19 protein-coding genes and 1 pseudogene are annotated in these 22,949 nt (G+C 69.7%); 7 read left to right on the forward strand and 13 right to left on the reverse strand.

Annotation, left to right across the window (positions count from 1 at the left end):
* Window positions 1–19: 19 nt before the first annotated feature.
* The 5 genes from OG440_RS02670 to OG440_RS02690 form a co-directional block, all read right to left on the reverse strand.
* Window positions 20–2,401: a phosphoketolase gene (locus OG440_RS02670; RefSeq protein ID WP_406005187.1), complete on the reverse strand. Its 2,382-nt coding sequence runs from the start codon at window positions 2,399–2,401 to the stop codon at window positions 20–22.
* A gap of 155 nt (window positions 2,402–2,556) precedes the next feature.
* On the reverse strand, window positions 2,557–3,429 hold the full coding sequence (locus OG440_RS02675; RefSeq protein WP_406005188.1) for a universal stress protein: 873 nt from the start codon (window positions 3,427–3,429) through the stop codon (window positions 2,557–2,559).
* A 5-nt stretch (window positions 3,430–3,434) separates the two neighbouring features.
* Window positions 3,435–4,457 (reverse strand): zinc-dependent alcohol dehydrogenase, encoded by a 1,023-nt coding sequence (locus tag OG440_RS02680; protein ID WP_406005189.1) that lies wholly within the window; start codon window positions 4,455–4,457, stop codon window positions 3,435–3,437.
* Window positions 4,458–4,482: 25 nt separating this feature from the next.
* Window positions 4,483–5,388 (reverse strand): universal stress protein, encoded by a 906-nt coding sequence (locus OG440_RS02685; RefSeq protein ID WP_406005190.1) that lies wholly within the window; start codon window positions 5,386–5,388, stop codon window positions 4,483–4,485.
* A 156-nt stretch (window positions 5,389–5,544) separates the two neighbouring features.
* Window positions 5,545–6,180 carry a hypothetical protein gene (locus OG440_RS02690; protein ID WP_406005191.1) on the reverse strand — a complete coding sequence of 212 codons (636 nt, stop codon included), beginning with the start codon at window positions 6,178–6,180 and terminating at the stop codon, window positions 5,545–5,547.
* Between the two features lie 229 nt (window positions 6,181–6,409).
* Here OG440_RS02690 and OG440_RS02695 point away from each other — a divergent pair, with 229 nt between their 5' ends.
* Complete coding sequence (locus OG440_RS02695) at window positions 6,410–8,122, forward strand: SulP family inorganic anion transporter (protein WP_406005192.1); 1,713 nt, start codon at window positions 6,410–6,412, stop codon at window positions 8,120–8,122.
* Here the strand turns inward: OG440_RS02695 and pflA are convergent.
* The 6 genes from pflA to OG440_RS02725 form a co-directional block, all read right to left on the reverse strand.
* Complete coding sequence (gene pflA, locus OG440_RS02700) at window positions 8,116–8,844, reverse strand: pyruvate formate-lyase-activating protein (protein ID WP_406011234.1); 729 nt, start codon at window positions 8,842–8,844, stop codon at window positions 8,116–8,118. The two genes, OG440_RS02695 and pflA, sit on opposite strands and share 7 nt — an antisense overlap.
* A gap of 5 nt (window positions 8,845–8,849) precedes the next feature.
* Entirely contained in the window at window positions 8,850–11,108 is a 2,259-nt protein-coding gene (pflB, locus tag OG440_RS02705) for a formate C-acetyltransferase (RefSeq protein ID WP_406005193.1), read from the reverse strand.
* 144 nt (window positions 11,109–11,252) lie between these two features.
* Window positions 11,253–12,176: a carbamate kinase gene (locus OG440_RS02710; protein ID WP_406005194.1), complete on the reverse strand. Its 924-nt coding sequence runs from the start codon at window positions 12,174–12,176 to the stop codon at window positions 11,253–11,255.
* A gap of 4 nt (window positions 12,177–12,180) precedes the next feature.
* Window positions 12,181–13,182 (reverse strand): ornithine carbamoyltransferase, encoded by a 1,002-nt coding sequence (gene argF / locus OG440_RS02715; RefSeq protein ID WP_406005195.1) that lies wholly within the window; start codon window positions 13,180–13,182, stop codon window positions 12,181–12,183.
* 18 nt (window positions 13,183–13,200) lie between these two features.
* Window positions 13,201–14,415: an arginine deiminase gene (locus OG440_RS02720; RefSeq protein ID WP_406005196.1), complete on the reverse strand. Its 1,215-nt coding sequence runs from the start codon at window positions 14,413–14,415 to the stop codon at window positions 13,201–13,203.
* Between the two features lie 74 nt (window positions 14,416–14,489).
* Window positions 14,490–15,980 (reverse strand): APC family permease, encoded by a 1,491-nt coding sequence (locus OG440_RS02725; protein WP_406005197.1) that lies wholly within the window; start codon window positions 15,978–15,980, stop codon window positions 14,490–14,492.
* Window positions 15,981–16,370: 390 nt separating this feature from the next.
* Here OG440_RS02725 and OG440_RS02730 point away from each other — a divergent pair, with 390 nt between their 5' ends.
* The 3 genes from OG440_RS02730 (at window position 16,371) to OG440_RS02740 (ending at window position 18,477) form a co-directional block, all read left to right on the forward strand.
* Window positions 16,371–16,835 (forward strand): cyclic nucleotide-binding domain-containing protein, encoded by a 465-nt coding sequence (locus tag OG440_RS02730; RefSeq protein ID WP_406005198.1) that lies wholly within the window; start codon window positions 16,371–16,373, stop codon window positions 16,833–16,835.
* A gap of 31 nt (window positions 16,836–16,866) precedes the next feature.
* Window positions 16,867–17,568 carry a CBS domain-containing protein gene (locus OG440_RS02735; protein ID WP_406005199.1) on the forward strand — a complete coding sequence of 234 codons (702 nt, stop codon included), beginning with the start codon at window positions 16,867–16,869 and terminating at the stop codon, window positions 17,566–17,568.
* Window positions 17,569–17,775: 207 nt separating this feature from the next.
* Complete coding sequence (locus OG440_RS02740) at window positions 17,776–18,477, forward strand: response regulator (RefSeq protein WP_406005200.1); 702 nt, start codon at window positions 17,776–17,778, stop codon at window positions 18,475–18,477.
* Between the two features lie 66 nt (window positions 18,478–18,543).
* Here the strand turns inward: OG440_RS02740 and OG440_RS02745 are convergent, their stop codons facing one another.
* Window positions 18,544–19,449, reverse strand: coding sequence for a DUF1918 domain-containing protein (locus OG440_RS02745; protein WP_406005201.1), 906 nt, complete (start codon window positions 19,447–19,449; stop codon window positions 18,544–18,546).
* A 106-nt stretch (window positions 19,450–19,555) separates the two neighbouring features.
* Window positions 19,556–20,032, reverse strand: coding sequence for a hypothetical protein (locus OG440_RS02750; RefSeq protein ID WP_406005202.1), 477 nt, complete (start codon window positions 20,030–20,032; stop codon window positions 19,556–19,558).
* A gap of 423 nt (window positions 20,033–20,455) precedes the next feature.
* Between OG440_RS02750 and OG440_RS02755 the strand changes: the two are divergent.
* The 3 genes and pseudogenes from OG440_RS02755 to OG440_RS02765 all read left to right on the forward strand — a co-directional run.
* Window positions 20,456–20,596, forward strand: a pseudogene (locus tag OG440_RS02755) (universal stress protein); the annotation flags it as partial.
* A complete protein-coding gene (locus tag OG440_RS02760; RefSeq protein ID WP_406005203.1) occupies window positions 20,589–22,109 on the forward strand; it encodes an AAA family ATPase in 1,521 nt (506 codons plus the stop codon). The pseudogene OG440_RS02755 and the gene OG440_RS02760, both read left to right, overlap by 8 nt.
* Window positions 22,110–22,359: 250 nt before the next feature.
* A complete protein-coding gene (locus OG440_RS02765; protein ID WP_406005204.1) occupies window positions 22,360–22,914 on the forward strand; it encodes a hypothetical protein in 555 nt (184 codons plus the stop codon).
* The last annotated feature ends 35 nt before the right edge of the window (window positions 22,915–22,949 follow it).

The following is a 22,949-nucleotide window of genomic DNA, read 5'->3' on the forward strand; positions in this document are numbered from 1 at the left end:
TTCCGGGGCTACGGAGCGTTCAGGAGTTCCAGGTCCAGTCGGCGACCTCGGGGAGGTCGGTGCCGTGCTCACGGATCCAGGCCTGGTGGCGGGTGCGGACGTCGGCCATCTGCTGGCGTACGGCGGCGGCGCGCACGGCGAGGCCGGGTACGCGGTCGATGACGTCCATGACGAGGCGGTAGCGGTCGAGGTCGTTGCGCACCACCATGTCGAACGGCGTGGTCGTGGTGCCGGACTCCTTGTATCCGCGCACATGCAGATTCCGGTGGCCGGTGCGGCGGTAGGCGAGCCGGTGGATCAGCCAGGGGTAGCCGTGGTAGGCGAAGATCACCGGCTTGTCGGTGGTGAACAGGCCGTCGAACTCGAAGTCACTCATGCCGTGGGGGTGTTCCTCGCGCGGCAGCAGCCGGGTCATGTCGACCACGTTGACGACCCGGACGGCGAGCTCCGGGAGGTGGCGGCGGAGCAACTGGGCGGCGGCCAGGATCTCCTGGGTGGGCACGTCGCCCGCGCAGGCCAGGACGACGTCCGGTTCGCCGCCGTTCTCGGTGCCGGCCCACTCCCAGATCCCGGCGCCGCGCGCGCAGTGGGCGCGGGCCTGGTCCATCGAGAGCCAGTCGAAGCAGGGCTGTTTGCCCGCCACGATCACGTTGACGTAGTCGCGGCTGCGCAGGACGTGGTCGGCCACGGACAGCAGCGTGTTGGCGTCCGGCGGCAGATAGACCCGCACGACCTCGGGGCTCTTGTTGAGGACGTGGTCGACGAAACCGGGGTCCTGGTGGGAGAAGCCGTTGTGGTCCTGACGCCACACGTGTGACGTCAGCAGGTAGTTGAGGGAGGCGATGGGCGCGCGCCACGGCAGCTCCCGCGCCGTCTTGAGCCACTTGATGTGCTGGTTCACCATCGAGTCGACGATGTGCACGAACGCCTCGTAGCAGGAGAACAGTCCGTGCCGGCCGGTGAGCAGATATCCCTCGAGCCAGCCCTGGCAGGTGTGTTCGGAGAGGATCTCCAGCACCCGGCCGTGATGTTCGAGGTGTTCGTCCACCGGAAGGTGCTGGGCCTGCCAGGCCTTGCCGCTGACGTCGAACACCGCCTGGAGCCGGTTGGAGGCGGTCTCGTCGGGTCCGACGACCCGGAAGTCACGGCGGGCACCGGTGTCCTTCATCACCTGGGCGAGAAGGTCGCCGAGGACCCGGGTGGGCTCGTGCAAGGTCGCGCCCGGCTTGTCGACGGGCACGGCGAACTCGTCGAGGGAGGCGAGGGGCAGATCCCGGACGAGCAGACCGCCGTTGGCGTACGCGGTGGCGCCGAGCCTGCGCGAGCCCTCGGGGATCGTGGCCAGGACGTCGGCGGCGGGGCGGCCTTCGGGGCCGAAGAGTTCCTCGGGCCGGTACGAGCGCAGCCAGGTCTCCAACTGCGCCAGGTGCTCGGGGTTTTCGCGTACGCCGGACAGCGGGACCTGGTGGGCGCGCCACGTGCCCTCGACGGGAACGCCGTCGACCTCCGCCGGACCGGTCCAGCCCTTGGGGGTGCGCAGGACGATCATCGGCCAGTGCACGCGCTCGGTGACACCGTCGTCGCGGGCGCTCTGCTGCATCGCGGCGATGCGGTCCAGCGCGTCGTCCAGCGCCGCCGCCATGGCCCGGTGCACCGTGGCGGGGTCGTCACCGGTCACGTGGACCGGGTCGTGGCCGTATCCGCGCAGCAGCTCGTCGAGCTCGGCTTCGGGGAGCCGGGCGAGCACCGCCGGGTTGGCGATCTTGTAGCCGTTGAGGTGCAGGATCGGCAGGACCGCGCCGTCGTGCACGGGGTCGAGGAACTTGTTGGAGTGCCAGGAGGCGGCCAGCGGGCCGGTCTCCGCCTCACCGTCGCCGATCACACAGGCGACGAGGAGGTCCGGGTTGTCGAAGGCGGCGCCGTAGGCGTGCGAGAGCGAGTAGCCGAGTTCGCCGCCCTCGTGGATCGAGCCGGGCGTCTCCGGGGCGACATGACTGGGCACGCCGCCGGGGAAGGAGAACTGCCGGAACAGTTTGGCCATGCCGGCCCCGTCTCGCGGCACGTCCGGGTAGGTCTCGCTGTAGCTGCCCTCCAGCCAGGAGTTGGCCAGCACGGACGGCCCGCCGTGCCCCGGCCCCCACACGCACAGCGCGTCGAGCCCGCGTGCTTTGATGACGCGGTTGAGGTGGGTGTACACGAGGTTGAGGCCGGGCGAGGTGCCCCAGTGGCCCAGCAGTCGGGGCTTGATGTGCTCAGGCCTCAGCGGCTCCGTGAGCAAAGCGTTGTCCATCAGATAGATCTGGCCCGCCGCGAGGTAGTTGGCCGCGCGCCAGTGCGCGTCCAGGGTGCGCAGCTCGTCGTCGGAAAGTACGGTGGCGTCCTGGTGTTCGGCCTTGGGCATGGTGAGACTCCGGAAGTTGTCGGCACAGTCATCGGGTGGTGGAGGCGGCGAGCACGCGACCGAGAGGTGACCGCTCGGCCTGCGGACGGAGTTGGTGCAGGTGCGGGAGTGAGTGCGGTCGACCCGGCGCGCGTCCTTGACCGCTGCCGTCGCTCTCACATCTGCTCGGGAACCACCGCGACAGCGCACACGGCATGGTGCAGTACGCCGTGGGCGACACGCCCCAGCTGGAGTCCGAGGTAGCCGGGGTTGCGGCGGGCCCCGACCACCAGCAGGTCGGCTTCGCTCGAGGCTGCCAGGAGTACCCGTCGGGCCGGGCCCTCCACGGTGCGGCGTTCGACGTCCACGTCGGTCGGCGCGCTTTTCAGCGCTTCCTCCAGGATGTCTGCCGCGTGCTGTTCGTGCAGCCGCGATGGTTCACCGGCCAGGAGAGGATGATCGGTGCTCTCGTGGGCCGGGCATCGCCAGGCCCGTACGGCGTCGAGGGTCGCGCCACGGGTTCGCGCTTCCTGCACGGCGAAGTGCAGGGCGGCGGATTCGGTCCCTTTCTCACCGACGCCCACGACGACCCGGCCGCCCGTTGTGGCGTGGACCCGGTTATCGGCGTCGCCGCCCAGCACGATCACCGGGCAGTCGGCGTGGGCAGCGACGGTCAGACTGACCGATCCGACCAGCATCTCCACGATGCCGCTGCGACCGCGGGTGCCGAGGACCAGGGCGGCGGCGCCGCGACCCTCGCGAACGAGCGCGTACTCGGGTTCCTCCGGCAGCACGTCGGTGGAGATGCCGAGGTGCGGCTGACGCAGACGGGCCCGTCGCTCGGCGCCCCGCAGGATGTCCTCGGCTGTGACCCGTCCGGTCGGCTTGCCGAGGTCCTGCGCGAGCGCCGTGCCCTCGTAGCGCTCCCAGAGGGAGGCGTAGACCAACCTCAGCGGTGCGTCACGCAGGGCGGCCTCGTCGGCCGCCCAGTCGACGGCCCGCAGGCTCGGCTCGGAGCCGTCCACACCGACGACGATCGGAAGGTCCATGGTGGTCACCGTCCTGCGCAGAGGTCGAAGACGATCCGGGCCTTGACCTCGCCGCGCAGCACCTCGTCGATGGAGTCGTTGACGGAGTCCAGGGGGCGGGCCTCGGAGATGACCTCGGTGCGGCTGGCAGCGTGCAGCTGGAAGACCTCGGCGAGGTCCTGCCGGGTGCCGACGATCGAACCGATCACCGAGGTTCCGTTCAGCACGGTGTCGAAGATGGGCACGCGGACGGTGCCGTGCGCGGGCAGGGCCACCATCACCAGCTTGCCGCCCCGCCGGAGCCCCGCGTTCACTGCTTCGAAGGCGGCGTCGTTCACGGCGAGCGCGATGGCGGCATGGGCGCCGCCGTGCTGTTTCAGGACCTGGCCGACGTCCTGCTTGCGGGCGTCGATCACGAGGTCGGCGCCCAGCTCCGTGGCGAGTTCGAGCTTTTCGTCGGTGACGTCGATCGCGGCGACCGTGGCGCCGGCGATCTTCGCGTACTGCACGGCCAGATGCCCGAGGCCGCCGATCCCGGATATCGCGACGAGCTGGGTGGGCTTGACGTCGGCGACCTTCAGCGCCTTGTACGTGGTCACTCCCGCACACGTCAGCGGGGCGGCGTCCAGAGCCGTGATGCCCTGGGGCACCGGCTGCGCGAAGTCGGCCCAGGCGAGCATCTTTTCGGCGTGGCCGCCGTCGCAGCCGTAGCCGGTGTTGATCTGCTGCTCACACAGCGTTTCCCAGCCGGAGAGACAGTGCTCGCAGCGTCCGCAGGCTTTGCCGAGCCAGGGCACGGCGACGCGCTGCCCGACGGAGAGGTGGGTGACGCCCTCGCCGAGCTTCTCGACGAGGCCGACGCCTTCGTGTCCCGGGACGAACGGCGGGTTCGGCTTGACCGGCCAGTCGCCGTGGGCGGCGTGAATGTCGGTGTGGCAGAGCCCTGACGCCTCCACCCGGACGCGGACCTGGCCGGGGCCCGGCTCCGGGTCGGGGCGCTCCTCGACGACCAGGGGTTCGCCGAACGCTCGTACGACCGCTGCCTTCATGGGTCTCTTCTCCTCAAGGGTGGAATCAGTCGTGTGCGACGACGGCGACGGGGACGGTGCAGTGATGGAGCACCGCATGCGTGACGTGGCCGATGTGGGCGCCGAACGGCATTCGGCGGACTCGCCGGCCCACGACGACGAGCGAGGCCTCGCGGGAGGCGTCGACCACGTGGACGCCGGCGCTGCCGCAAAGGCACTCCTCGACAACCTCCACGGACGGGTACTTCTGCCGCCAGGGGTGCAGGGCCAGGGCCAGGCGCTCGGCCTCGGCCAGGGCCAGCCCCTCGTGCAGTGCGGGGTTGGCGGGCGTGCCGTACGCGTAGTACGGCGGCGGATTCCATCCGTGGACGACCCGCAGCGAGGTGTTCCGGCGGACGGCCGCGTCGAAAGCGAATGCGACGAGGGTCGGATCGGGACGCTCCACGTCGAGACCGAGCACCACGGGCCGGAACGGAGCGGCTGCGGACGGAACACCGGCGGGGTCGGGTTCATGCTCGTCAGCGGCCGCCTCCAGTGCGCGGATGAGCACCACGGGGCGCTGCGCGTGGGCGATGACGGAGAGGCCGACGGAGCCGACCATGAAGCCGCCGATCCCGCCCATCCCACGCGAGCCCAGAACCAGCAGCTCGGCGCTCTTCGCCGCCTCGGCGAGAATCTCGGCCGGGCGGCCGGAGACCTGCTCGCTGATCACCTCGACGCTCGGGTGACGCAGGCTGATGCCCTCGGCCGCCTCACGGGGGATCCGTTCGGTCCAGTGCTGATGGGTCTCGGCCCCCAGAAGAGGGGCTTGGGCCATGGGCTCCGGAACGGGCTCCCAGACGTGGACGATCTTCACGGGCAGCTCGCGCAGCTTCGCTTCGCGAGCCGCCCATTCCGCGGCGGCCCTGCTCTCGGGCGAGCCGTCGAGACCTACGGTGATGGTGCGAGGCATGATCTCCACCTCCTGGTGGGGCGGGGCACCCGATGTCAGGATCGGGTGCGGGGGGGGATCGTTGTGCAGGGGCCACTGGTCCCGGATCGGGGCCGACCGACTCTCCGCACCGCGCCGAAGCGGTGGGCCCCGGGTGAGCCCACCGCGTCGAGGTGATCAGCGCATCCAGCTGTGGTCTCGCACGAAGGGCAGCTTGGCCCAGAACCGGCCCGCGCCCAGGGTGTCCCCGGCGGCGGCCGCGGCCAGGACGATCAGGGCGATCGCGTAGACGACGTGGTAGTCGGCGAACGGGTTGGTCGACATACTCGGCGAGCCGTCCGAGAGGTGCTTGGCCGGCGGCCACTCGGCCAGCCACATCAGCGCCATCATCGCGGTGCCGGCAACCGCGGCGAGCCGCAGTGCGACGCCGGCGACCAGGGCGAGGCCGATCCCGAGCAGACCGAGCATGAACAGCCAGTTCGCCCAGGTGTCGCCCGCCCAGGAGTGGAAGGTGGGCTCCATCGGCCCGACGGCGACCGAGCCGAGGAAGCCCTTCGTCGGCGATCCGCCGTCGATCCAGCCCTTGCCGGAAGGGGTGGCGTAGCCGAGGCCGAAGGTCTTGTCGAGGAAGGCCCACAGGAAGACGAACCCCGTGAGCAGGCGCAGGGATGCGAAGGCGTAGGCCCGCGCAGTGTGCGTGTGCGTGCCGGTCTCCGCCGACACGGCCGCCTCGGACCCGGAGGCGGTCCGGTTCCTGCGCAGCGACGGCAGGTGGAAGCCGGAGTTCCGGTGCGGGTGCTCGTGCAGGGCCATGATCGTGTTTCCCTTCAAGGCGGTCCGGTCGTTCCTGATGCACCTCACTCTGGCCCTGCGAGCCGGACGGCGACGGATGCCGAAGGGACCACCCTCATGGGCTGAACGGCCCAACGTTCAGCGGCCGTTGGACTTGAGTGCGGCATTCCGGACACGATGGCCGTCCCCACAGGTCTCGCGTCCGGTCGGCCTGCGGCGGATCATGGAGTGAGACAACGGAAGGCGGCAGATGTCCCACGGTTCGGACAGCAAGGTCTCCAGGTGGCGACGGCTGTCGCCCGGGCTCGTCCGGCTCCTGGGGTACCGGCGTTCGTGGCTCACCGGCGATCTGCTCGCCGGCATGACCGTGGCCGCCTATCTCGTCCCTCAGGTCATGGCGTATGCCGGGGTGGCGGGGCTTCCGCCCGCGGCCGGTCTGTGGGCCATCCTCCCGGCACTCGCGCTGTACGCGCTGTTCGGCTCCTCGCGCCTGCTGTCGGTCGGACCGGAGTCCACGACCGCCCTCATGACGGCCACTGTGGTCGCGCCGCTCACCGCGGGCGACCCCGGGCAGTACGCGTCTCTCGCGGCGAGCCTCGCCATCACGGTGGGATTGCTCTGCCTCGTGGCCCGGGTCTTACGTCTGGGTTTCCTTGCGGACCTGCTCTCCCGGCCGGTCCTCATCGGCTATCTCGCCGGTGTGGCACTCATCATGACGGCGGACCAGCTGACCAGGCTCACGGGGGTGGAGACCGCCGGCTCGGACTTCTTCCCCCAACTGTGGTCCTTCGCCCGTCATCTACCGGACGCGCATCTGGGCACCGTCGTGTTCTCTCTCGTCACCCTCACGATCCTCTTCCTCATGGCCCGCTACGCGCCTCCCCTACCCGGCCCGCTGACGGTGGTCGTCCTCGGCACCTGCGCCGTCGTCGCCTTCGATCTGGACGGCCGCTACGGGCTCGACGTGATCGGCGAGATCCCGGCCGGCCTGCCTGGTCTCGCCGTCCCGGATCTGGGCCGGCTGCCGCAGCTCGTGCTGCCCGCGCTCGGCGTCCTGCTCGTCGCCTACACCGACTTCATCCTCACCGCGCGGGCGTTCACCCACCGCAACGACGAAGGACCCGGCCTCGATTCCGACCAGGAGTTCCTCGCTCTCGGAGCGGCGAACATCGGCGCCGGGCTGCTCCAGGGCTTCCCGGTGAGCAGCAGCGCCAGCCGCACCGCCCTCGCCTCCTCCGCGGGCGCCCGCAGCCAGGCGTACTCCCTGGTGGCCGGTGCGGTGGTACTCGCCGTGCTGCTCTTCCTCAGCCCGCTGTTGGCGCGCACGCCGTCCGCCGTGCTCGGCGGGCTCGTCGTCTACGCTGCGGTACGCATGATCGACCTCGCGGGCTTCAGCCGGCTGGCGTCCTTCCGGCGCCGGGAACTGTTCCTGGCCCTTGGCTGCCTCGCCGGGGTGCTGGCCCTGGACATCCTGTACGGGGTGATCGTGGCCGTCGGTCTGTCGGTGGCCGAGTTGCTGGCCCGGGTGGCGCGCCCGCACGACGCCGTCGAGGGGGTGGTTCCGGGAGTGGCAGGAATGCATGACGTCGATGACTACCCCCAGGCCCGCACGATCCCGGGGCTGCTGGTCTACCGCTACGACTCGCCTCTGTTCTTCGCCAACGCGGAGAACTTCAGGCGCCGAGCCCTGGCCGCCGTCGGCGGGGAGAGCATGCCCGTCCGCTGGTTCGTCCTCAACACCGAGGCCAACGTCGAGGTCGACATCACCGCCCTCGACGCGGTCGACGAGCTGCGGCACGAACTGGCTCACCGCGGCATCGTGTTCGCCCTGGCCCGGGTGAAGCAGGACCTGTTGGACGACCTGGAGGCCTATGGCCTGGTCGACACGATCGGTGCGGATCGGATCTTCCCGACGCTCCCGACCGCGGTGGCCGCGTACCGGAACTGGCTCGGCGCTCAGTAGGCAGCGACGCCGTGTGCCCTGAAACGTGCGCGGACGTCTTCGATCAGGCCGGGGCCGGGCACCGGATTGTCGCGGAGCGGAAAGGGGATCCCGAGGGCTTCGTACTTCGGGGCGCCGAGTCTGTGGAAGGGCAGTACATCGACGCGCTCGGCCGTCCCGAGGCCCGCGACGAAGCGGGCCAGGGCGTCCACGCGCTCCAGGTCGTCGGTCCAGCCTGGGACGAGCACGTACCGGATCCACATGGGGACACCCAGACGGTCGAGACGCGTGGCGAAGTTCAGGGTGGGCGTGAGCTCGCCCCCGGTCAGTTTCCGGTAGGTGGCGAGGTCGAAGGACTTGATGTCCAGCAGCACCAGGTCGGTGTGGGCGAGGAGCTCGTCGGTGGCCCGTACGCCCAGGAACCCGGAGGTGTCCAGGGCGGTGTGCAGCCCCGCCTCCTTGCAGCGGCGCAGCACCTCTTCGGTGAAGGCGGACTGGAGCAGCGGCTCACCACCGGTGAGCGTCACCCCGCCGCCTGCCGCGGTGATGAAGGCGCGGTACTTGTCGATCTCCGCCATCACCTCGTCCACCGTCGTCCCACGGCCGTCGCGCATGTGCCAGGTGTCGGGGTTCGCGCAGTACAGGCAACGCAGGGGGCAGCCGCTGGTGAAGAGGACGAACCGGGTCCCGGGACCGTCCACGCCGGTGGACAGGTCCCAGGAGTGGATCCGGCCGGTCGTCATGGTCTTCACAGCGTTCCGTGGAAGGTACGGCTGATCACGTCGAGCTGCTGCTCGCGGGTCAGGCGGACGAAGTTGACGGCGTATCCGGACACCCGGATGGTGAGGTCGGGGTACTTGTCGGGGTGCTTCATCGCGTCCTCGAGGGTGGCACGGTCGAGCACGTTGACATTCATGTGGAAACCGCCGGCCGACATGTAGGCGTCGAGGATCCCGACCAGATGGCCCGCCCGCTCCCCCGGCCAGTGCCCCAGCCCCTCGGGGGTGATGGTCGTGGTGAGTGAGATACCGTCGCGGGCCTGCTCGTACGGAAGCTTGGCCACCGACAGCGCGGAAGCGGCCACACCGTGCCGGTCACGGCCGTTCATCGGGTTGGCGCCCGGAGCGAAGGGCTGGCCGGAGCGGCGTCCGTCGGGAGTGTTGCCGGTGTGCTTGCCGTAGACGACGTTCGAGGTGATGGTCAGCACCGACTGGGTGTGCTCGGCGTTCCGGTAGGCGGGGTGCTCGCGGACCTTGGCCATGAAGGACTCCACGAGTCCCACGGCGATGCTGTCGGCGCGGTCGTCGTTGTTGCCGTAGGCCGGGAAGTCTCCTTCGGTGCGGAAGTCGACGGCCAGGCCGGTGGCGTCGCGGAACACCTTCACCTGGGCGTACTTGACGGCGGAGAGGCTGTCGGCGGCGACCGAGAGACCCGCGATGCCGCAGGCCATGAAGCGGTGCACCGGGTAGTCGTGCAGGGCCATCTCGAGCCGCTCGTAGGCGTACTTGTCATGCATGTAGTGGATGACGTTCAGCGCGTCGACGTACGTGCGCGCCAGCCAGTCGAGGACGCGGTCGTAGGCGGTCGACAGTTCCTCGTAGTCCAGGTGGTCGCCGGTCAACGGGGCCGCTGCCGGGGCTATCTGTTCGCCGGTCATCTCGTCCACGCCGCCGTTGATCGCGTACAGCAGTGCCTTGGCGAGGTTGACCCGTGCTCCGAAGAACTGCATCTGCCTGCCCACCGCCATGGCGGAGACGCAGCAGGCGATCGCGGTGTCGTCACCGGTGCGCGGCCGCATCAGCTCGTCGGACTCGTACTGGACGGCGCTGGTGTCGATGGACACCTGGGCGCAGAACTCCTTGAACCCCCTTGGCAGCCGCGGCGACCACAGCACGGTGAGGTTGGGCTCGGGGGCGGGGCCGAGGTTGTAGAGGGTCTGGAGGAAGCGGAAGGAGGTGCGGGTGACCAGAGGGCGGCCGTCGTCGCCGATGCCGCCGATGGACTCGGTCACCCAGGTGGGGTCGCCGGAGAACAGGGCGTCGTATTCGGGGGTGCGCAGGAACCGCACGATCCGCAGCTTGATGACGAAGTCATCGATGAGTTCCTGGGTGCGGGTCTCGTCGAGCACGCCTTCGTCGAGGTCGCGCTGGAGGTAGATGTCGAGGAAGGTCGAGGTGCGGCCCAGCGACATTGCGGCGCCGTTCTGCTCCTTCACGGCGGCGAGGTAGCCGAGGTAGAGCCACTGCACGGCCTCGTGCGCGGTGCAGGCGGGGCGGGAGACATCACAGCCGTAGGTGGCCGCCATCCGGGTCAGCTCGCCCAACGCCTTGATCTGCTCGGCGAGTTCCTCACGGTCCCGGATGACGTGCTCGCTCGACGGCCGGCCGTCGAGCGAGGCCTTCTCGGCCCTCTTGGCTTCGATCAGCCGGTCGGTGCCGTACAGGGCGACGCGCCGGTAGTCGCCGATGATCCGGCCGCGGCCGTAGGCGTCGGGCAGCCCGGTGATGATGCCGGCCTTGCGGGCGGCTCGCATCTCGGGCGTGTACGCGTCGAAGACGCCGTCGTTGTGGGTCTTGCGGTAGGTCCCGAAGACCTTGGTGACGAACGGGTCGGGCTCGTATCCGTACGCCTTCAGGCCGTTCTCCACCATGCGCAGACCACCGTTGGGCATGATCGCGCGCTTCAGCGGAGCGTCGGTCTGGAGGCCGACGATCAGTTCGCGGTCGCGGTCGATCCAGCCCGGCGCGTGCGAGGTGATCGTGGCGGGAGTGGCCGTGTCCACGTCGAGGACGCCCCGGCGCCGCTCCTCGGGGAACAGCGCGCTGACCTTCTCCCAGACGGCGCGCGTGCGGTCGGTGGGTCCGGCCAGGAATGCGGCGTCGCCCTCGTAAGGGGTGAGGTTGGCCTGGATGAAGGCACGTACGTCGATCTGCTCGCGCCAGTTCGTCCCGGCGAACCCTCGCCAGGCCTCGGTGACTCGATCACCGACTGTCACGGTTGCGGTCATCGCCGTTCCTCTCCTCGGTTCTTTCCCTACGGTTCGATGCTCGCCGTTCGTGATCGCCGGCGGGAGTGCCGTGCGGAGCCCGTGGGCGGGCCCGTCCGGCCCTGTCGCCGAGGCCGGACGGCCCCACGACTCCTCGCCGGCTTCTCAGTCGTCGGTGAGATCGGGGCGGATCAGGGTGCCCGACCTGCCGTGAACGATCTCGTACGCCGCGTCCAGCGCGCCGATGGCGGCCAGCCCTCCGGTCCGCTCGACGAACCGGGCCGCGGCCTCGGCCTTGGGCCCCATGGAGCCCTCCGGAAGACCTCTGCGGCGCAACTCGGCGGGCGTGGCGTCGAGGACTGGCTTCTGGCCGGGGGTGCCGTAGCCCTCGTAGACGCACGGGACATCGGTGAGGATGAGCAGGAAGTCAGCCTTCAGGTCCTCGGCGAGCAGGGCTGCGGTGAGATCCTTGTCGATGACTACTTCCACACCGGTCAGCGCCCCGGTGTCGTCGTCGGCGGTGACGGGAACACCTCCACCGCCCGCGCAGATCACCAGGGTCCCGCTGTTCAACAGCTCGTGGACGGTGGTGGTCTCGAGGATCCGCTCGGGTGCCGGTGAGGGCACGACGCGGCGCCAGCCTGTGGTGTCCTGCGCGACGTGCCAGCCACGCTTGCGGGCGAGGGTGCGGGCGAGTTCCCAGGAGTAGACCTGGCCGACGAACTTGGTGGGCCGTGCGAACGCCGGGTCGTCGGCGTGTACGAGGGTGTGGGTGACGAGGCAGGCGATGTGGCGGCCGGGCAGGGCGTCGTGCAACGTGCAGGCCAGCAGGGATCCGATCATGCCCTGGGTCTGGGCGCCGAGCAGGTGCAGCGGATAGGGAGCGCTGAGGGCGGGGTCCGAGGCGCTCTCCATGGCGAGGAGGCCGATCTGGGGGCCATTGCCGTGGGTGAGGACGAGCTCGTGCTCGTGGGCCAGGGCGGCGAGGGCGGTGGTGACCCGGTCGATGTTGGCCTGCTGGACCGCGGCGTCGGGGCGTTCGCCTCGGTGGAGAAGAGCGTTGCCGCCGAGCGCGACGACGATACGCATGGCTTCAGCCCTCCAGGGTGGCGACGAGTGCGGCCTTGATGGTGTGCAGCCGGTTCTCGGCCTGGTCGAAGACGATCGACGCGGGCGAGGAGAAGACGTCGTCGGTGACCTCGAGTCCGTCCAGGCCATAGGTGTCGAGGAGTTCGCGGCCGAGGCGGGTGCGGCTGTCGTGCAGGGCCGGCAGGCAGTGCATGAACTTCACGTCGGGGTTGCCGGTGGCGGTGAGCGTCTTGGCGTCGACCTGGTACGGCAGCAGCAGTTCGATGCGCCGGCGCCAGGTGTCGGCGGGCTCTCCCATGGAGACCCAGACGTCGGTGTGCAGGAAGTCCGCTCCGCGTACGGCGCTCTCGACGTTCTCGGTGAGGGTGATCCGGGCGCCGCTGTGCTCGGCCACTCCCCGGCAGGTGGTCACCAGGGCAGGATCGGGCCACAGCGGGGCGGGCGCTGCGATGCGGATGTCCATGCCGAGCAGGGCGCCCATCGACAGCAGGGAGTTGCCCATGTTGTTGCGGGCATCGCCGAGGTAGCAGTATGCGATCTCAGGCAGGGGCTTGCGACTGTGTTCGCGCATGGTCAGGACGTCGCACAGGCTCTGGGTGGGATGCGCTGTGTCGGTGAGCCCGTTGTAGACGGGGACTCCGGAGTGGGCGGCAAGTTCGGTGACGAGGCTCTGGGCGGAGCCGCGGTACTCGATGGCGTCGAACATGCGGCCCAGGACGCGAGCGGTGTCGGCGATGGACTCCTTGCCGCCGATGTGGGTGTCGCCGGGGCCCAGGTAGGTGGTCGCTGCGCCTTGGTCGGCAGCGGCGACCTCGAAGGCGCAGCGGGTGCGGGTGGAGGTCTTCTCAAAGATCAGCGCGAGGTTCTTCCCGGTCAGCCGGGGCTGTTCGGTGCCGTCGCGCTTGGCCGCCTTGAGGGTGGCGGCAAGGTCGAGGATGTGGTGGATCTCGGCGGCGGTGAAATCGAGTTCGCTCAGGTAGGAGCGGCCTCGCAGGTCGATTGTCATGATGGTTCCCCCTGGGTTTCAGGCGACCGGGTCGCGTTCGACGGGGCAGCTCATGCAGCGTGGACCGCCGCGGCCACGACCGAGTTCGGCGCCGGCGATGGTCACGATCTCGATGCCTTGCTTGCGCAGGTAGGTGTTGGTGGTGACGTTGCGCTCGTAGCCGACGATCACGCCGGGGGCGAGAGCGAGGAAGTTGCTGCCGTCGTCCCACTGCTCGCGTTCGGCGTTGCGGATGTCCTCCGGGGCGCAGAGCATCCGGACCTTGTCGAGATCGAGGGCCTCGGCGAGGGCGGTGGCCAGATCGGAGTTGGGGGCGACGTCGAAGCCGCACTCGCGTGAGCCGCTGGGGGTGAGGGTCCAGGAGCGCAGGGAGTCGGACAGCCCGGGGTAGATGACGAAGGTGTCGTGGTCGACCGTCGTCAGCACGGTGTCGAGATGCATGTAGGCCCGGGCGGCGGGGAGTTGGACAGTGACGAGCCGCTGTGCCGTGCCCTCGGCGAACAGCCGGGCGGCCAGGTTCTCGACCGCCTGGGCAGTGGTCCGCTCCCCCATGCCGACCATGACGGCGCCGTTGACCAGGACATGGACGTCGCCGCCTTCCAGGGTGCCCACTGAGCCGTCGAGGATCGGTTCGGGAGCGACGCCGGCGAACATCGGATGGAAGCGGTAGATGGCCTCGGCATGCAGGCTCTCGCGCCGTCGTGCCGCCTTGGCCATCGGGTTGACCGACAGACGGTCGTACACCCAGCAGGAGTTGTCGCGCGGAAAGAGGTGGTTGGGCAGCGGGGCGAGGGCGAAGTCGTCGGCGTCCAGCGTGTTCCAGACCAGGCTGTGCGGAGTGGCCAGCGGCAGGTCGCTCTTGAGGAGGCCGCCGATCAGGTGTGCGGCGAGGGTTTCCCCGTCGAGCTCGGCGCACAGTGCCCGCACCGGGTCGATCAGCGCGGGTCCGACGGCCGCCGGAGTGATCACCCGGTCGAGCAGCCAGTTGCGGGCTTCGGCGCCGTCCAGGGTCTGGGCCAGCAGGTCGGCGAAGTAGTGCACCCGGGCGCCGTGGTCGCGCAGGACCTGGGCGAAGGAGTCGTGCTCCTCGCGGGCGCGCTTGGCCCAGAGGATGTCGTCGAAGAGGAGGGCGTCGACGTTGCGTGGGGTGAGGCGGGAGAGTTCGATGCCCGGGCGGTGCAGGATCACCTGGCGCAGCCGGCCGACTTCGGAGTCGACATGGAACGTGTTCATGGCATTGTTTCCTCTGTCGTGAGGTGGGGACCGATCACTCGTGACGGCGTCGGCCGGCCCCGATGACGTCGTGGTCAGTCCTCGTGGTGGTGGTCGTTGCGCTTGCGCGGGCCGCCGACCCGGCTGGTGCCCAGCGCCCGGGAGAGTCGCTTGGGGGTGGCCGGACTCTCCGGGGCACGCTCCTCGCGCGGAGCGCGGGTGGCAGGGAGCACCGAGTCGGCGTCGCCGTACCGGCCCTGGCGCTGCTTGAGCCAGATGTAGACGGGCAGTCCGAGCAGCACCACGAACAGCCCGTAGTAGACGGTCTGGTAGCCGCTGCCCTGGATGGACCAGTAGGAGAAAGCCAGCGCCAGGGCGGACACGGTGAGGTCGCGGGTCAGGCGGCGCGAGCTCAGGGATACCCGTCCGCGCACCAGCAGCCAGTACAGCTGGGCTGCGGCGGAGAACAGATACGGGATCACCGCGGTGAGCACACTGAGCAGCACGATCTTTGTGAAGACGTCCTCGAAGCGCGTGTAGCTGAACACGGTGATCAGCGAGGCCAGCACGGTGGAGGCGATGATGCCGAAGGCGGGAACTCCGCTCTCCCCACGCAACTTGGCGAAGGCGTCGGGAAAGAGTCCGTCGCGCGCGGCGGCGTAGGGCATCTCCGCGCACAGCATGGTCCAGCCGTTGAGAGCTCCGATACCCGAGATGATCGCGGCGAGCGCCACCACGTCTCCCGCCCAGGTGCCACCGACGATGTTGTTCGCGGCGTCGGTGAACGGAGCGGTGGTGTTGCCGAGTACCCCGTGCGAGACGGTTCCGAAGACCGCGAGCGTGCCCAGGATGTAGATGACGGCGCACAGGAGGGTGCCGTAGACAGTGGCGCGGGGCACGTTCCGCTCCGGCTCACGCACCCGGCCGGCGACCACCGAAGCTGCCTCCAGACCGAGGTAGCTGAACAGCGCGATGGCGGCCGCGGCGGAGATCGCACCGACCGCAGACCGGCCGCTGGCGTTGAAGGGGCCGAAATTGTCGGGGTCGATGAAGAACAGTCCGACGGTCGCCATGAAGACGAGCGGCACGAACTTCAGCACGGTGGTGATCACCTGGAACCCGCCCATGTTGCGGACGCCGGTGAGGTTGATCGCGGCCGCTGCCCAGAGCCCGCCGAGGGCGATGGTCATGGAGACCCACGTCCGGTGACCGGTGTTGATGAACACCTCGACGTAGCCGACCCAGGCCACTGCGATCGCCGCGTTGCCGGCCCAAGCGGTGATCCAGTACGACCACGCGTTCAGGAACCCGGCGAACTCGCCGAACGCCTCCCGGGCGTAGACGTACGGCCCGCCGCTCGCCGGAACCCGCTTCGACAGTGCCCCGAAGGTCAGCGCGAGGGCCAGCGCGCCGAGTGTCACGACGACGAAGGCGACGAGAGAGACAGGTCCGTAGGGGGCGAGAGCGGACGGAAGTGCGAAGATCCCGGTCCCGATGATGGTGCCGATCACGAGCGCGGAGGCTGCCGGGAGACCGAGGGCCGCATCGGGCGCCGCTCGCTCCCCCTTCGCCAGGTTTCCGGGCATGGCTGTGCTCCTTGTGCAAGTCGCCTGGTACGGGCTGATCAAGGAACGATGTTTCTGCGCCACACCGGATCAGGGCAGCGGCCACACGGGCCCGCGAGGGTGCCGAAGGTCCCCGCGCCGGAGGACCGTACAGTCCAACTCATCATGAGTGCAGACCGGTTGGCGCCCGGTTTTGAGCCCTTCAGCCCGGTTGTCACCCGGGGACCCGTCCAGTCCTCGCCACCGGCCCGGCCTTCCCGGCATCGGATGACCTCTCTCGACACCATGCCTGAAAGTTCGCATTAGGTACCGAATGGACCGATCCGTGGGCCGGGTGGCCCATGGCCTGGCCGGCGGACCCCGGCACACGCTGGTGCCGGAAGCCCTTACATCCCGTCGTGGAGGCCTGCCATGAACTCTTCCCGCACACCCGGCATGCTGCGGTCGTTGTCCGCCGACCAACACCAGCGGCTCATGCGCGTCGCCCGGGAGGTGTCCATCCCGCAGGGAACACGCCTCTTCGAGGAAGGCGCGCGCGCCGACCGCTTCTGGATCATCCGTACCGGCACGATCGAGCTGGACATGCACGTGCCCGGCCGCCAGGCAGCCGTCATCGAGAGCCTCGGGCACAACGAACTGGTCGGCTGGTCCTGGCTCTTCACCCCTCACGTCTGGCACCTGGGCGCCGAGGCGACCACTCCGGTGCGGGCCTACGAGTTCGACGCCACGGCTGTCCGGTCGATGTGCCAGGACGATCCGGCCCTGGGCCATGCCGTTGCCCGCTGGGTCGGCGAGGTCCTCGCCCACCGTCTCCGCGCGTCCAGGACCCGGCTCCTGGACCTGTATGCACCGTACGGCGCCGGCAGCCTCATCTGACCTCGCACCGGACAAGGACGAAGGAGTGGCCATGCACGGCACACCGCACATCGTCAGCGATGTGATGACCCACACCGTCGCCGCGGTCGGCCGCGGGGCAACCTTCAAGGAGATGGTCCGGCTGATGCAGGACTGGAAGGTCAGCGCCCTGCCCGTCATCGAGGGCGAGAGCCGTGTCGTGGGCATCGTCTCGGAGGCGGACCTGCTGCCCAAGGAGGAGTTCCGCGACAGTGACCCCGACAGGTACACCCAGTTGCGCCGCCTGTCCGATCTGGCCAAGGCCGGCGCGGTGACCGCGGGCGAACTGATGACGTCCCCCGCTCTCACCGTCCACCCGGACGCCACACTCGCCGAGGCCGCCCGGGTCATGGCCAGGGCCAAAGTCAAGCGGCTTCCTGTCGTCGATGCCCTGGGCATGCTCGAAGGCGTCGTCAGCCGTGCCGATCTCCTCAAGGTATTCCTGCGCACCGACGAGGAGCTGGCCGAGGAGATACGGCGCGAGGTCGTCTCCTACCTCTTCCCCCAGCCGGGCTCCAAGGTGCGTGTGGAGGTGCGCGACGGTGCTGTGAAGCTCGTCGGACAGATCAGGGACATGTCGCTGGTGCCGGTGGCGGCACGACTGGTGCGCGCCGTCGAGGGCGTCGTGGACGTGGACTTCGACGTCTCGCACCGCGACGAAGCGGCCCATGCGCAGGAGGCTCCGGCAGACGGCACCCGCAGCGGTCGTGCGTGAACCTCCCCGGAAGTGCGGCGGTGGGGCTACCGGGTCGCGCCGCCTCTCCCCGGCGAGGCCCCCGGAACCGCTTCACGATCACCACATCAGCGGCGCCTCTCGGGTGAGTGGGGCCGGTCGGCCCTAGTACATTCGGTCCAGGCAAGTGATGATCGGCGTCAGGGACAGCCCCGAAGTCTGTCCTCCACCGGGGAACGAGGGGTCGCCATGCCAGAGCCACGCGTCTTCACCGAGCAGAGCCCGATCCGGGTGTTTCTGCTGGACGACCACGAGGTCGTCCGCCGTGGTCTGGCCGACCTGCTCAACGCCGAGCCTGACATATCGGTGATCGGCGACGCCGGAACCGTCGACCACGCCCTTGCACGAGGCCCGGCTCTGCGCCCCGACGTCGCCGTCCTGGATGTACGTCTGCCGGACGGCGACGGCATCTCGGTCTGCCGGGAACTGCGCAGCCAGATGCCGGAGCTGGCCTGTCTGATGCTGACCTCGTTCGACGATGAGGAAGCGCTCCTCGACGCGATCATGGCCGGCGCCTCCGGCTACGTCCTCAAACAGATCAGGGGCTCCGACCTGGTCTCGGCCGTCCGCACGGTGGCGTCGGGCCAGTCCATGCTCGACCCGGCGACCACGGCCCGGCTGATGCGCTCGTTGCGCGCCGATCCCGCAGCCACCCCTGCCGTGCCGTCCGAGCTGGCGAGTCTCTCCCCCCGCGAACGAGACATCCTGGCCTTGATCGGCGACGGGCTCACCAACCGCGAGATCGGCAAGAAGCTCTATCTGTCGGAGAAGACCGTCAAGAACCACATCTCCCGTCTGCTCGCCAAGCTGGGCGTGCAGCGCCGGGTTCAGGCAGCGGTCCTCGCCTCGCATCTCGAACAACCGGACACCGGAGATCACCGATCCAAGTGATCAACGACGGAACGGGCGGGCCGGGGCCGGTGGACCGTCAGGCGCCTTCCAGACGGGGCGCTGTGCTCAGCCATCGACCGGGGTGATGCGCCGGCCCGTGAGCCGTACGGGCCGGATCGACACCCACATCTCGCGCTCACCCCCCGCCCATGGCGTGGTGTGGGCCTGTTCGGTGAGCCTGTGCAGGTCCGCGGGCTTGGTCACAACCGTCGCGGGTCCGATGGCGAGGACGCTCCAGCCCCGGCGCAGGGACTCGTCCATGTGGTCGACTTCGAAGGCGACCTCGCTGCCGACGGCCGACGCCGGTGTGGCGTGCGGCGCCGTCCGGAAGACGATCGCGTCGTCGACGACGTCGTAGTTGACCGGAAGCACCGCCAGGCGGCCGTCGGCAGCCGACACCGCGATGCGCCCCACGACGTGGGTGGAGAGCAGGGTGCGGCATTCCTCCGGGCCGATGTCGCGCAACTCGGGATGGAGCAGCACCTGTGCGTGGCCGGGCGGCACATCCGTTCCTCCGCCACGCAGCGCGGTGACGGTGGTGCCCAGCACGTCGGCCAGCTTGACGAGAGTTGCCGCACTCGGGTCGCCGGGATATTCCTCCAGATACTCCAGGTAGCCCGCGGACATGCGGGCGCGTCGCGCCGTCTCCTCACGGCTGAGGTTCCGATTCCGGCGTTCTACGGCTATACGTCGGCCGATATCTCCGGGGTGGGGTCCGTGTGACGATGCCGCCGTCTCGGCGGGGACAGGCGCGGAAGGCCGGTGGCCGGCCCCGGACCGTCCATGTTCGAGGTGGTGGACGTGTGCGTCGGGTCCGGGAAACACGAGTGTCACTTCGTCCGTGTCCGACCAGCGCACGTCGTACGGGGGTGTTCCGTCCGCGTGGTGGAGGCCGACGATCTCACCGTCGCGCCTGGCGGCGCTGGTCTTCGTGCTTTCGATGACGAGCTGGTCGCCGAGGTGAGCTCTCATGATGCCGCCCTTCCTCAGAATGTGATGTGTTCAACGTGCCTCACGCGGCGGGCCACAGGTTGTGCGCCGGTCGGAGACCACGGTTCTCCGGCCCGGCTCCGGATCGTCAGCGGCGGAATCGTGCGGACCACCGGGGTTCGACGAGTTCCCACTCGGCCGCCCATCTGGCGTACCTTCTCCGGTCCAGGACCAGGCTCATGCCGGCACGGGCCGCGTGGGACCCGACGGCCACGCCGAACGCCGCCATTGCACCCATGAGCCATCCGCTGGTCGTCGCGTTGAGCGTGCTCGTCGGTGCGATGGTGACGGTTCCATGCCGCGTGACCCATATCCGCACGGTGGCGCCTTCCGCCATGCCCGGTTTCACAAGAGCGGTGCCCGTCCGCACGGTGCCATCGCCGTCGGTCCAGCGAACCGGTGCCGCCCGCTTCGCCCAGTCTCCGCCCTTCACGTCCGACGTCAGACGAGCAGTGACCTGATGCCGTTGTGCCGCCTGGGTTCGCACGGTGCGCATCGACGCCTCGTAGGACGTCAGTCCCGCGCCGAGCGCAGCCACCGGCATCCCGACAACGAGCACGACCATCAGAAGACGGCGGAACCAGCACTCGATCCTGTCGGACGGGCGTCTCGGGGAGTTCGCGCCCTTGAACGTGTCGCCGCCGCACCCGGGCTGCGGACCGGATGCGTACGGCGATCCCTGTGCGCTCATGAGTCGGCCTCCCGTGACTTGCCGGCCGGGCCTGCACAACGTGTTCTCACCGTGCGACGCCGAGAGGCTCCGCGCCTTGGGCCGAAGGTCCCTATGGGAGCGGTATGCGGCCCAGGATCCCCCGCTCCACATGCGCCGGAGTAAGGAATGCGGTACTCCTCGTAGGAGAGCAAGCACCGCGCTCGGCTCTTCGGCACCATCCGGAGCGCCCCAGCCACAGGACTCGTTGGCCGCCATTCACCGTCGCATCCAGCTTCGTACGAGACGGAGGCCGTCGTCATGAAGCCAGTCGTCACCGTGGAGGCTGCCGAGGGCGCCGCGCTGCTGGTCGTCGGCCGGCGTGCGCACCGGTCCGGCGTGGCACCCCACCCGGGCCCGGTCGCCCATGCCGCCCTCCACCACGGGCGCTGCCCCGTAGCCGTCGTCCCCCATGCCTGAGCCGGACGGTCCGGAGACCTGGCCACCACGGGCGGAGGTGTGCGAGACCCACACCGCGGTCATCTTCTTCGCCGGGGAGCGCGCCTACAAGGTCAAGAAGCCGGTGAACCTCGGATTCCTCGACTACACGACGCCGACGGCGCGTCGGCACGCTTGCGAACAGGAAGTCGCCCTCAACCGCCGATTCGCGCCTGACGTCTATCTGGGGCTGGGCGAGTTCCGTGGTCCTGGTGACGAGGCGCCCGAACCTGTCGTGGTGATGCGTCGCATGCCCGCAGACCGGCGTCTCTCCCACCTCGTACGGCGGGGAGCCGACCTGCACGAGGTTCTCCGGGCCGTCGCCCGGCACCTCGCCGCATGGCACGCGGACGCGCCCCGCGGCCCGGACGTCGACGAACAGGGCACACGGGACGCCCTGTCGTCGCGGTGGGAGGCGAGCTTCGCGCAGGTCCATGCCCTGACCGGCGACGGCCCCGTCCCCGAGGGAATCACGGAGACGGAACGCTTGGTACGCAGATACCTCGCCGGACGCGAGTGCTTGTTCGCGTCTCGTATCGCGCAAGGACGGGTCGTGGACGGCCACGGGGACCTCCTCGCCGAGGACGTCTTCTGCCTCGACGACGGCCCCCGTGTCCTGGACTGCCTCGAGTTCGACGACCGGCTGCGCTACGTCGACGGCCTGGACGATGCCGCCTTCCTCGCGATGGACCTGGAGCAACTCGGCGCACCGGGGGCCGCCGCCCGCTTCCTCGCCCAGTACAGCGAGTACTCGGGCGACCCCGCCCCCGCGTCGCTGTGGCACCACTACGTCGCATACCGCGCGTTCGTCCGCGCCAAGGTCTCCCTGATCCAGGCCCGCCAAGGCGCCCGCGGCGCGGAGACGGCGTCACAGAGGCTCGTCTCGACGACCCTCCGCCACCTGCACGCCTCCACCGTCCGTCTCACTGTCGTCGGCGGACTACCGGGCAGCGGGAAGTCGACTCTCTCCGGTGCGCTGGCTGACAGGATGGGCGTCACGCTGCTCAGCAGCGACCGCGTCCGCAAAGAACTGGCGGGCCTTCCAGCGGAACAGTCCGCGGCGGCCGGCTACCGCGAGGGCCTGTACACGCCAAAGTGGACATCCAGGACCTACGCCGCCCTCCTCGACCGGGCGGCCGCGCTGCTGTCCGCCGGCGAGTCCGTCGTCCTCGACGCCACCTGGACGGACGCGGCACAGCGTGAGGCGGCACAGCGCGTGGCCGAAGCCACCAGTTCCGACCTGGTGGCCCTCCACTGCCGCGTTCCGGACGAGATCTCGGCGGCCCGTCTGAGCACGCGCGCCGTCGGCCCGTCCGACGCCGACCTCGGCATCGCCACCGCGATGGCGGCCGGAGAACCCTCGTGGCCCAAGGCAGTCGCCATCGACACCAGCGGCCCCCTTGATGCCACAGTGACTCGGGCACTGGCAGCGATACGCCCCTGGGGCACCGGCCAGGCGCCGGTCTTCCGGCGCCCTTACATGGAGCCGGACTGAGAGTGCGGAACGTGAGCTCTTGTCCGTTTCGTGGTTGAGGTTGGAGAAGCAGCTCTGGCACGGAGTGAGGCTGGCCCTCAGGCTTCGGTGCGGGCGAACAAGCCGGGTTCGGTTTCGGGCGGGACTGTCGGGACGCCAGAGCGGTGTCATTGCCCGGCATCACAACTACCGCCCGGTAGTCAAAGACCAGGTTCAGCTGTGGTGCCAGCCGGATCGGTCGCGGTGTCGGGCTCAGGCGGTCTTGCGCCGGGTGGTGGTCTTCTTCGCGGTGGACGTCTTGCTCGCCGTCTTCATTTGCGGTGGCCTTCGAGGGGACGTTCTTCTCGGCAGGGCTCTTCTGCTTGGGTGCCGGCTCGTGGACGTCGGCGTGGCCGTTGTCGCTGCGGGCTTTGTGGGCGCGCTCGACGGACGGTTGCAGAGCGGCCATCAGGTCGACGACCTGCCCGGCCGGCGCCTCGTCGGTCTCGGCGGCGGGTGGCTTGCCGCCGGGTGCCTTCGCCTCGATCACGTCCTGGAGGGCTCGGGCGTAGCGGTCGGTGGCCCATTCGGCGCCCTCGATGCCCTCGCGGGTCATCAAGTCGACGAGGGGCCGCCCTATATCAAGGCAATGCCGGGTAAAGCGACCTCCGCCGCGACGGCAGCGCATTCGCCCCGACAGTACGGACGGTTCGGTCGGAAGGCCGGCGTTACCGGCCAGGGATTCTGGCGGGAATCGGTTCTTCCCGGTGAGACCGCCCATCCGGCCCGCCTTTTGGGCGGGCGGTCTCACCGAGTGCCGGACCGACCGGTGGTACTGCCGCCATGATGCGCGTCGGCCGCTGTCGGCGGCTCGACGGCATG

This window comes from Streptomyces sp. NBC_00637 (assembly GCF_045161545.1).
Lineage (GTDB): Bacteria > Actinomycetota > Actinomycetes > Streptomycetales > Streptomycetaceae > Streptomyces.

Excerpts from the sequence above, each read along its gene's own strand:
- OG440_RS02670 (WP_406005187.1), bottom strand. The coding sequence starts at position 2,401 with ATGCCCAAGGCCGAACACCAGGACGCCACCGTACTTTCCGACGACGAG.
- OG440_RS02675 (WP_406005188.1), bottom strand. The coding sequence starts at position 3,429 with ATGGACCTTCCGATCGTCGTCGGTGTGGACGGCTCCGAGCCGAGCCTG.
- OG440_RS02680 (WP_406005189.1), bottom strand. The coding sequence starts at position 4,457 with ATGAAGGCAGCGGTCGTACGAGCGTTCGGCGAACCCCTGGTCGTCGAG.
- OG440_RS02685 (WP_406005190.1), bottom strand. The coding sequence starts at position 5,388 with ATGCCTCGCACCATCACCGTAGGTCTCGACGGCTCGCCCGAGAGCAGG.
- OG440_RS02690 (WP_406005191.1), bottom strand. The coding sequence starts at position 6,180 with ATGGCCCTGCACGAGCACCCGCACCGGAACTCCGGCTTCCACCTGCCG.
- OG440_RS02695 (WP_406005192.1), top strand. The coding sequence starts at position 6,410 with ATGTCCCACGGTTCGGACAGCAAGGTCTCCAGGTGGCGACGGCTGTCG.
- pflA (WP_406011234.1), bottom strand. The coding sequence starts at position 8,844 with ATGACGACCGGCCGGATCCACTCCTGGGACCTGTCCACCGGCGTGGAC.
- pflB (WP_406005193.1), bottom strand. The coding sequence starts at position 11,108 with ATGACCGCAACCGTGACAGTCGGTGATCGAGTCACCGAGGCCTGGCGA.
- OG440_RS02710 (WP_406005194.1), bottom strand. The coding sequence starts at position 12,176 with ATGCGTATCGTCGTCGCGCTCGGCGGCAACGCTCTTCTCCACCGAGGC.
- argF (WP_406005195.1), bottom strand. The coding sequence starts at position 13,182 with ATGACAATCGACCTGCGAGGCCGCTCCTACCTGAGCGAACTCGATTTC.
- OG440_RS02720 (WP_406005196.1), bottom strand. The coding sequence starts at position 14,415 with ATGAACACGTTCCATGTCGACTCCGAAGTCGGCCGGCTGCGCCAGGTG.
- OG440_RS02725 (WP_406005197.1), bottom strand. The coding sequence starts at position 15,980 with ATGCCCGGAAACCTGGCGAAGGGGGAGCGAGCGGCGCCCGATGCGGCC.
- OG440_RS02730 (WP_406005198.1), top strand. The coding sequence starts at position 16,371 with ATGAACTCTTCCCGCACACCCGGCATGCTGCGGTCGTTGTCCGCCGAC.
- OG440_RS02735 (WP_406005199.1), top strand. The coding sequence starts at position 16,867 with ATGCACGGCACACCGCACATCGTCAGCGATGTGATGACCCACACCGTC.
- OG440_RS02740 (WP_406005200.1), top strand. The coding sequence starts at position 17,776 with ATGCCAGAGCCACGCGTCTTCACCGAGCAGAGCCCGATCCGGGTGTTT.
- OG440_RS02745 (WP_406005201.1), bottom strand. The coding sequence starts at position 19,449 with ATGAGAGCTCACCTCGGCGACCAGCTCGTCATCGAAAGCACGAAGACC.
- OG440_RS02750 (WP_406005202.1), bottom strand. The coding sequence starts at position 20,032 with ATGGTCGTGCTCGTTGTCGGGATGCCGGTGGCTGCGCTCGGCGCGGGA.
- OG440_RS02760 (WP_406005203.1), top strand. The coding sequence starts at position 20,589 with ATGCCTGAGCCGGACGGTCCGGAGACCTGGCCACCACGGGCGGAGGTG.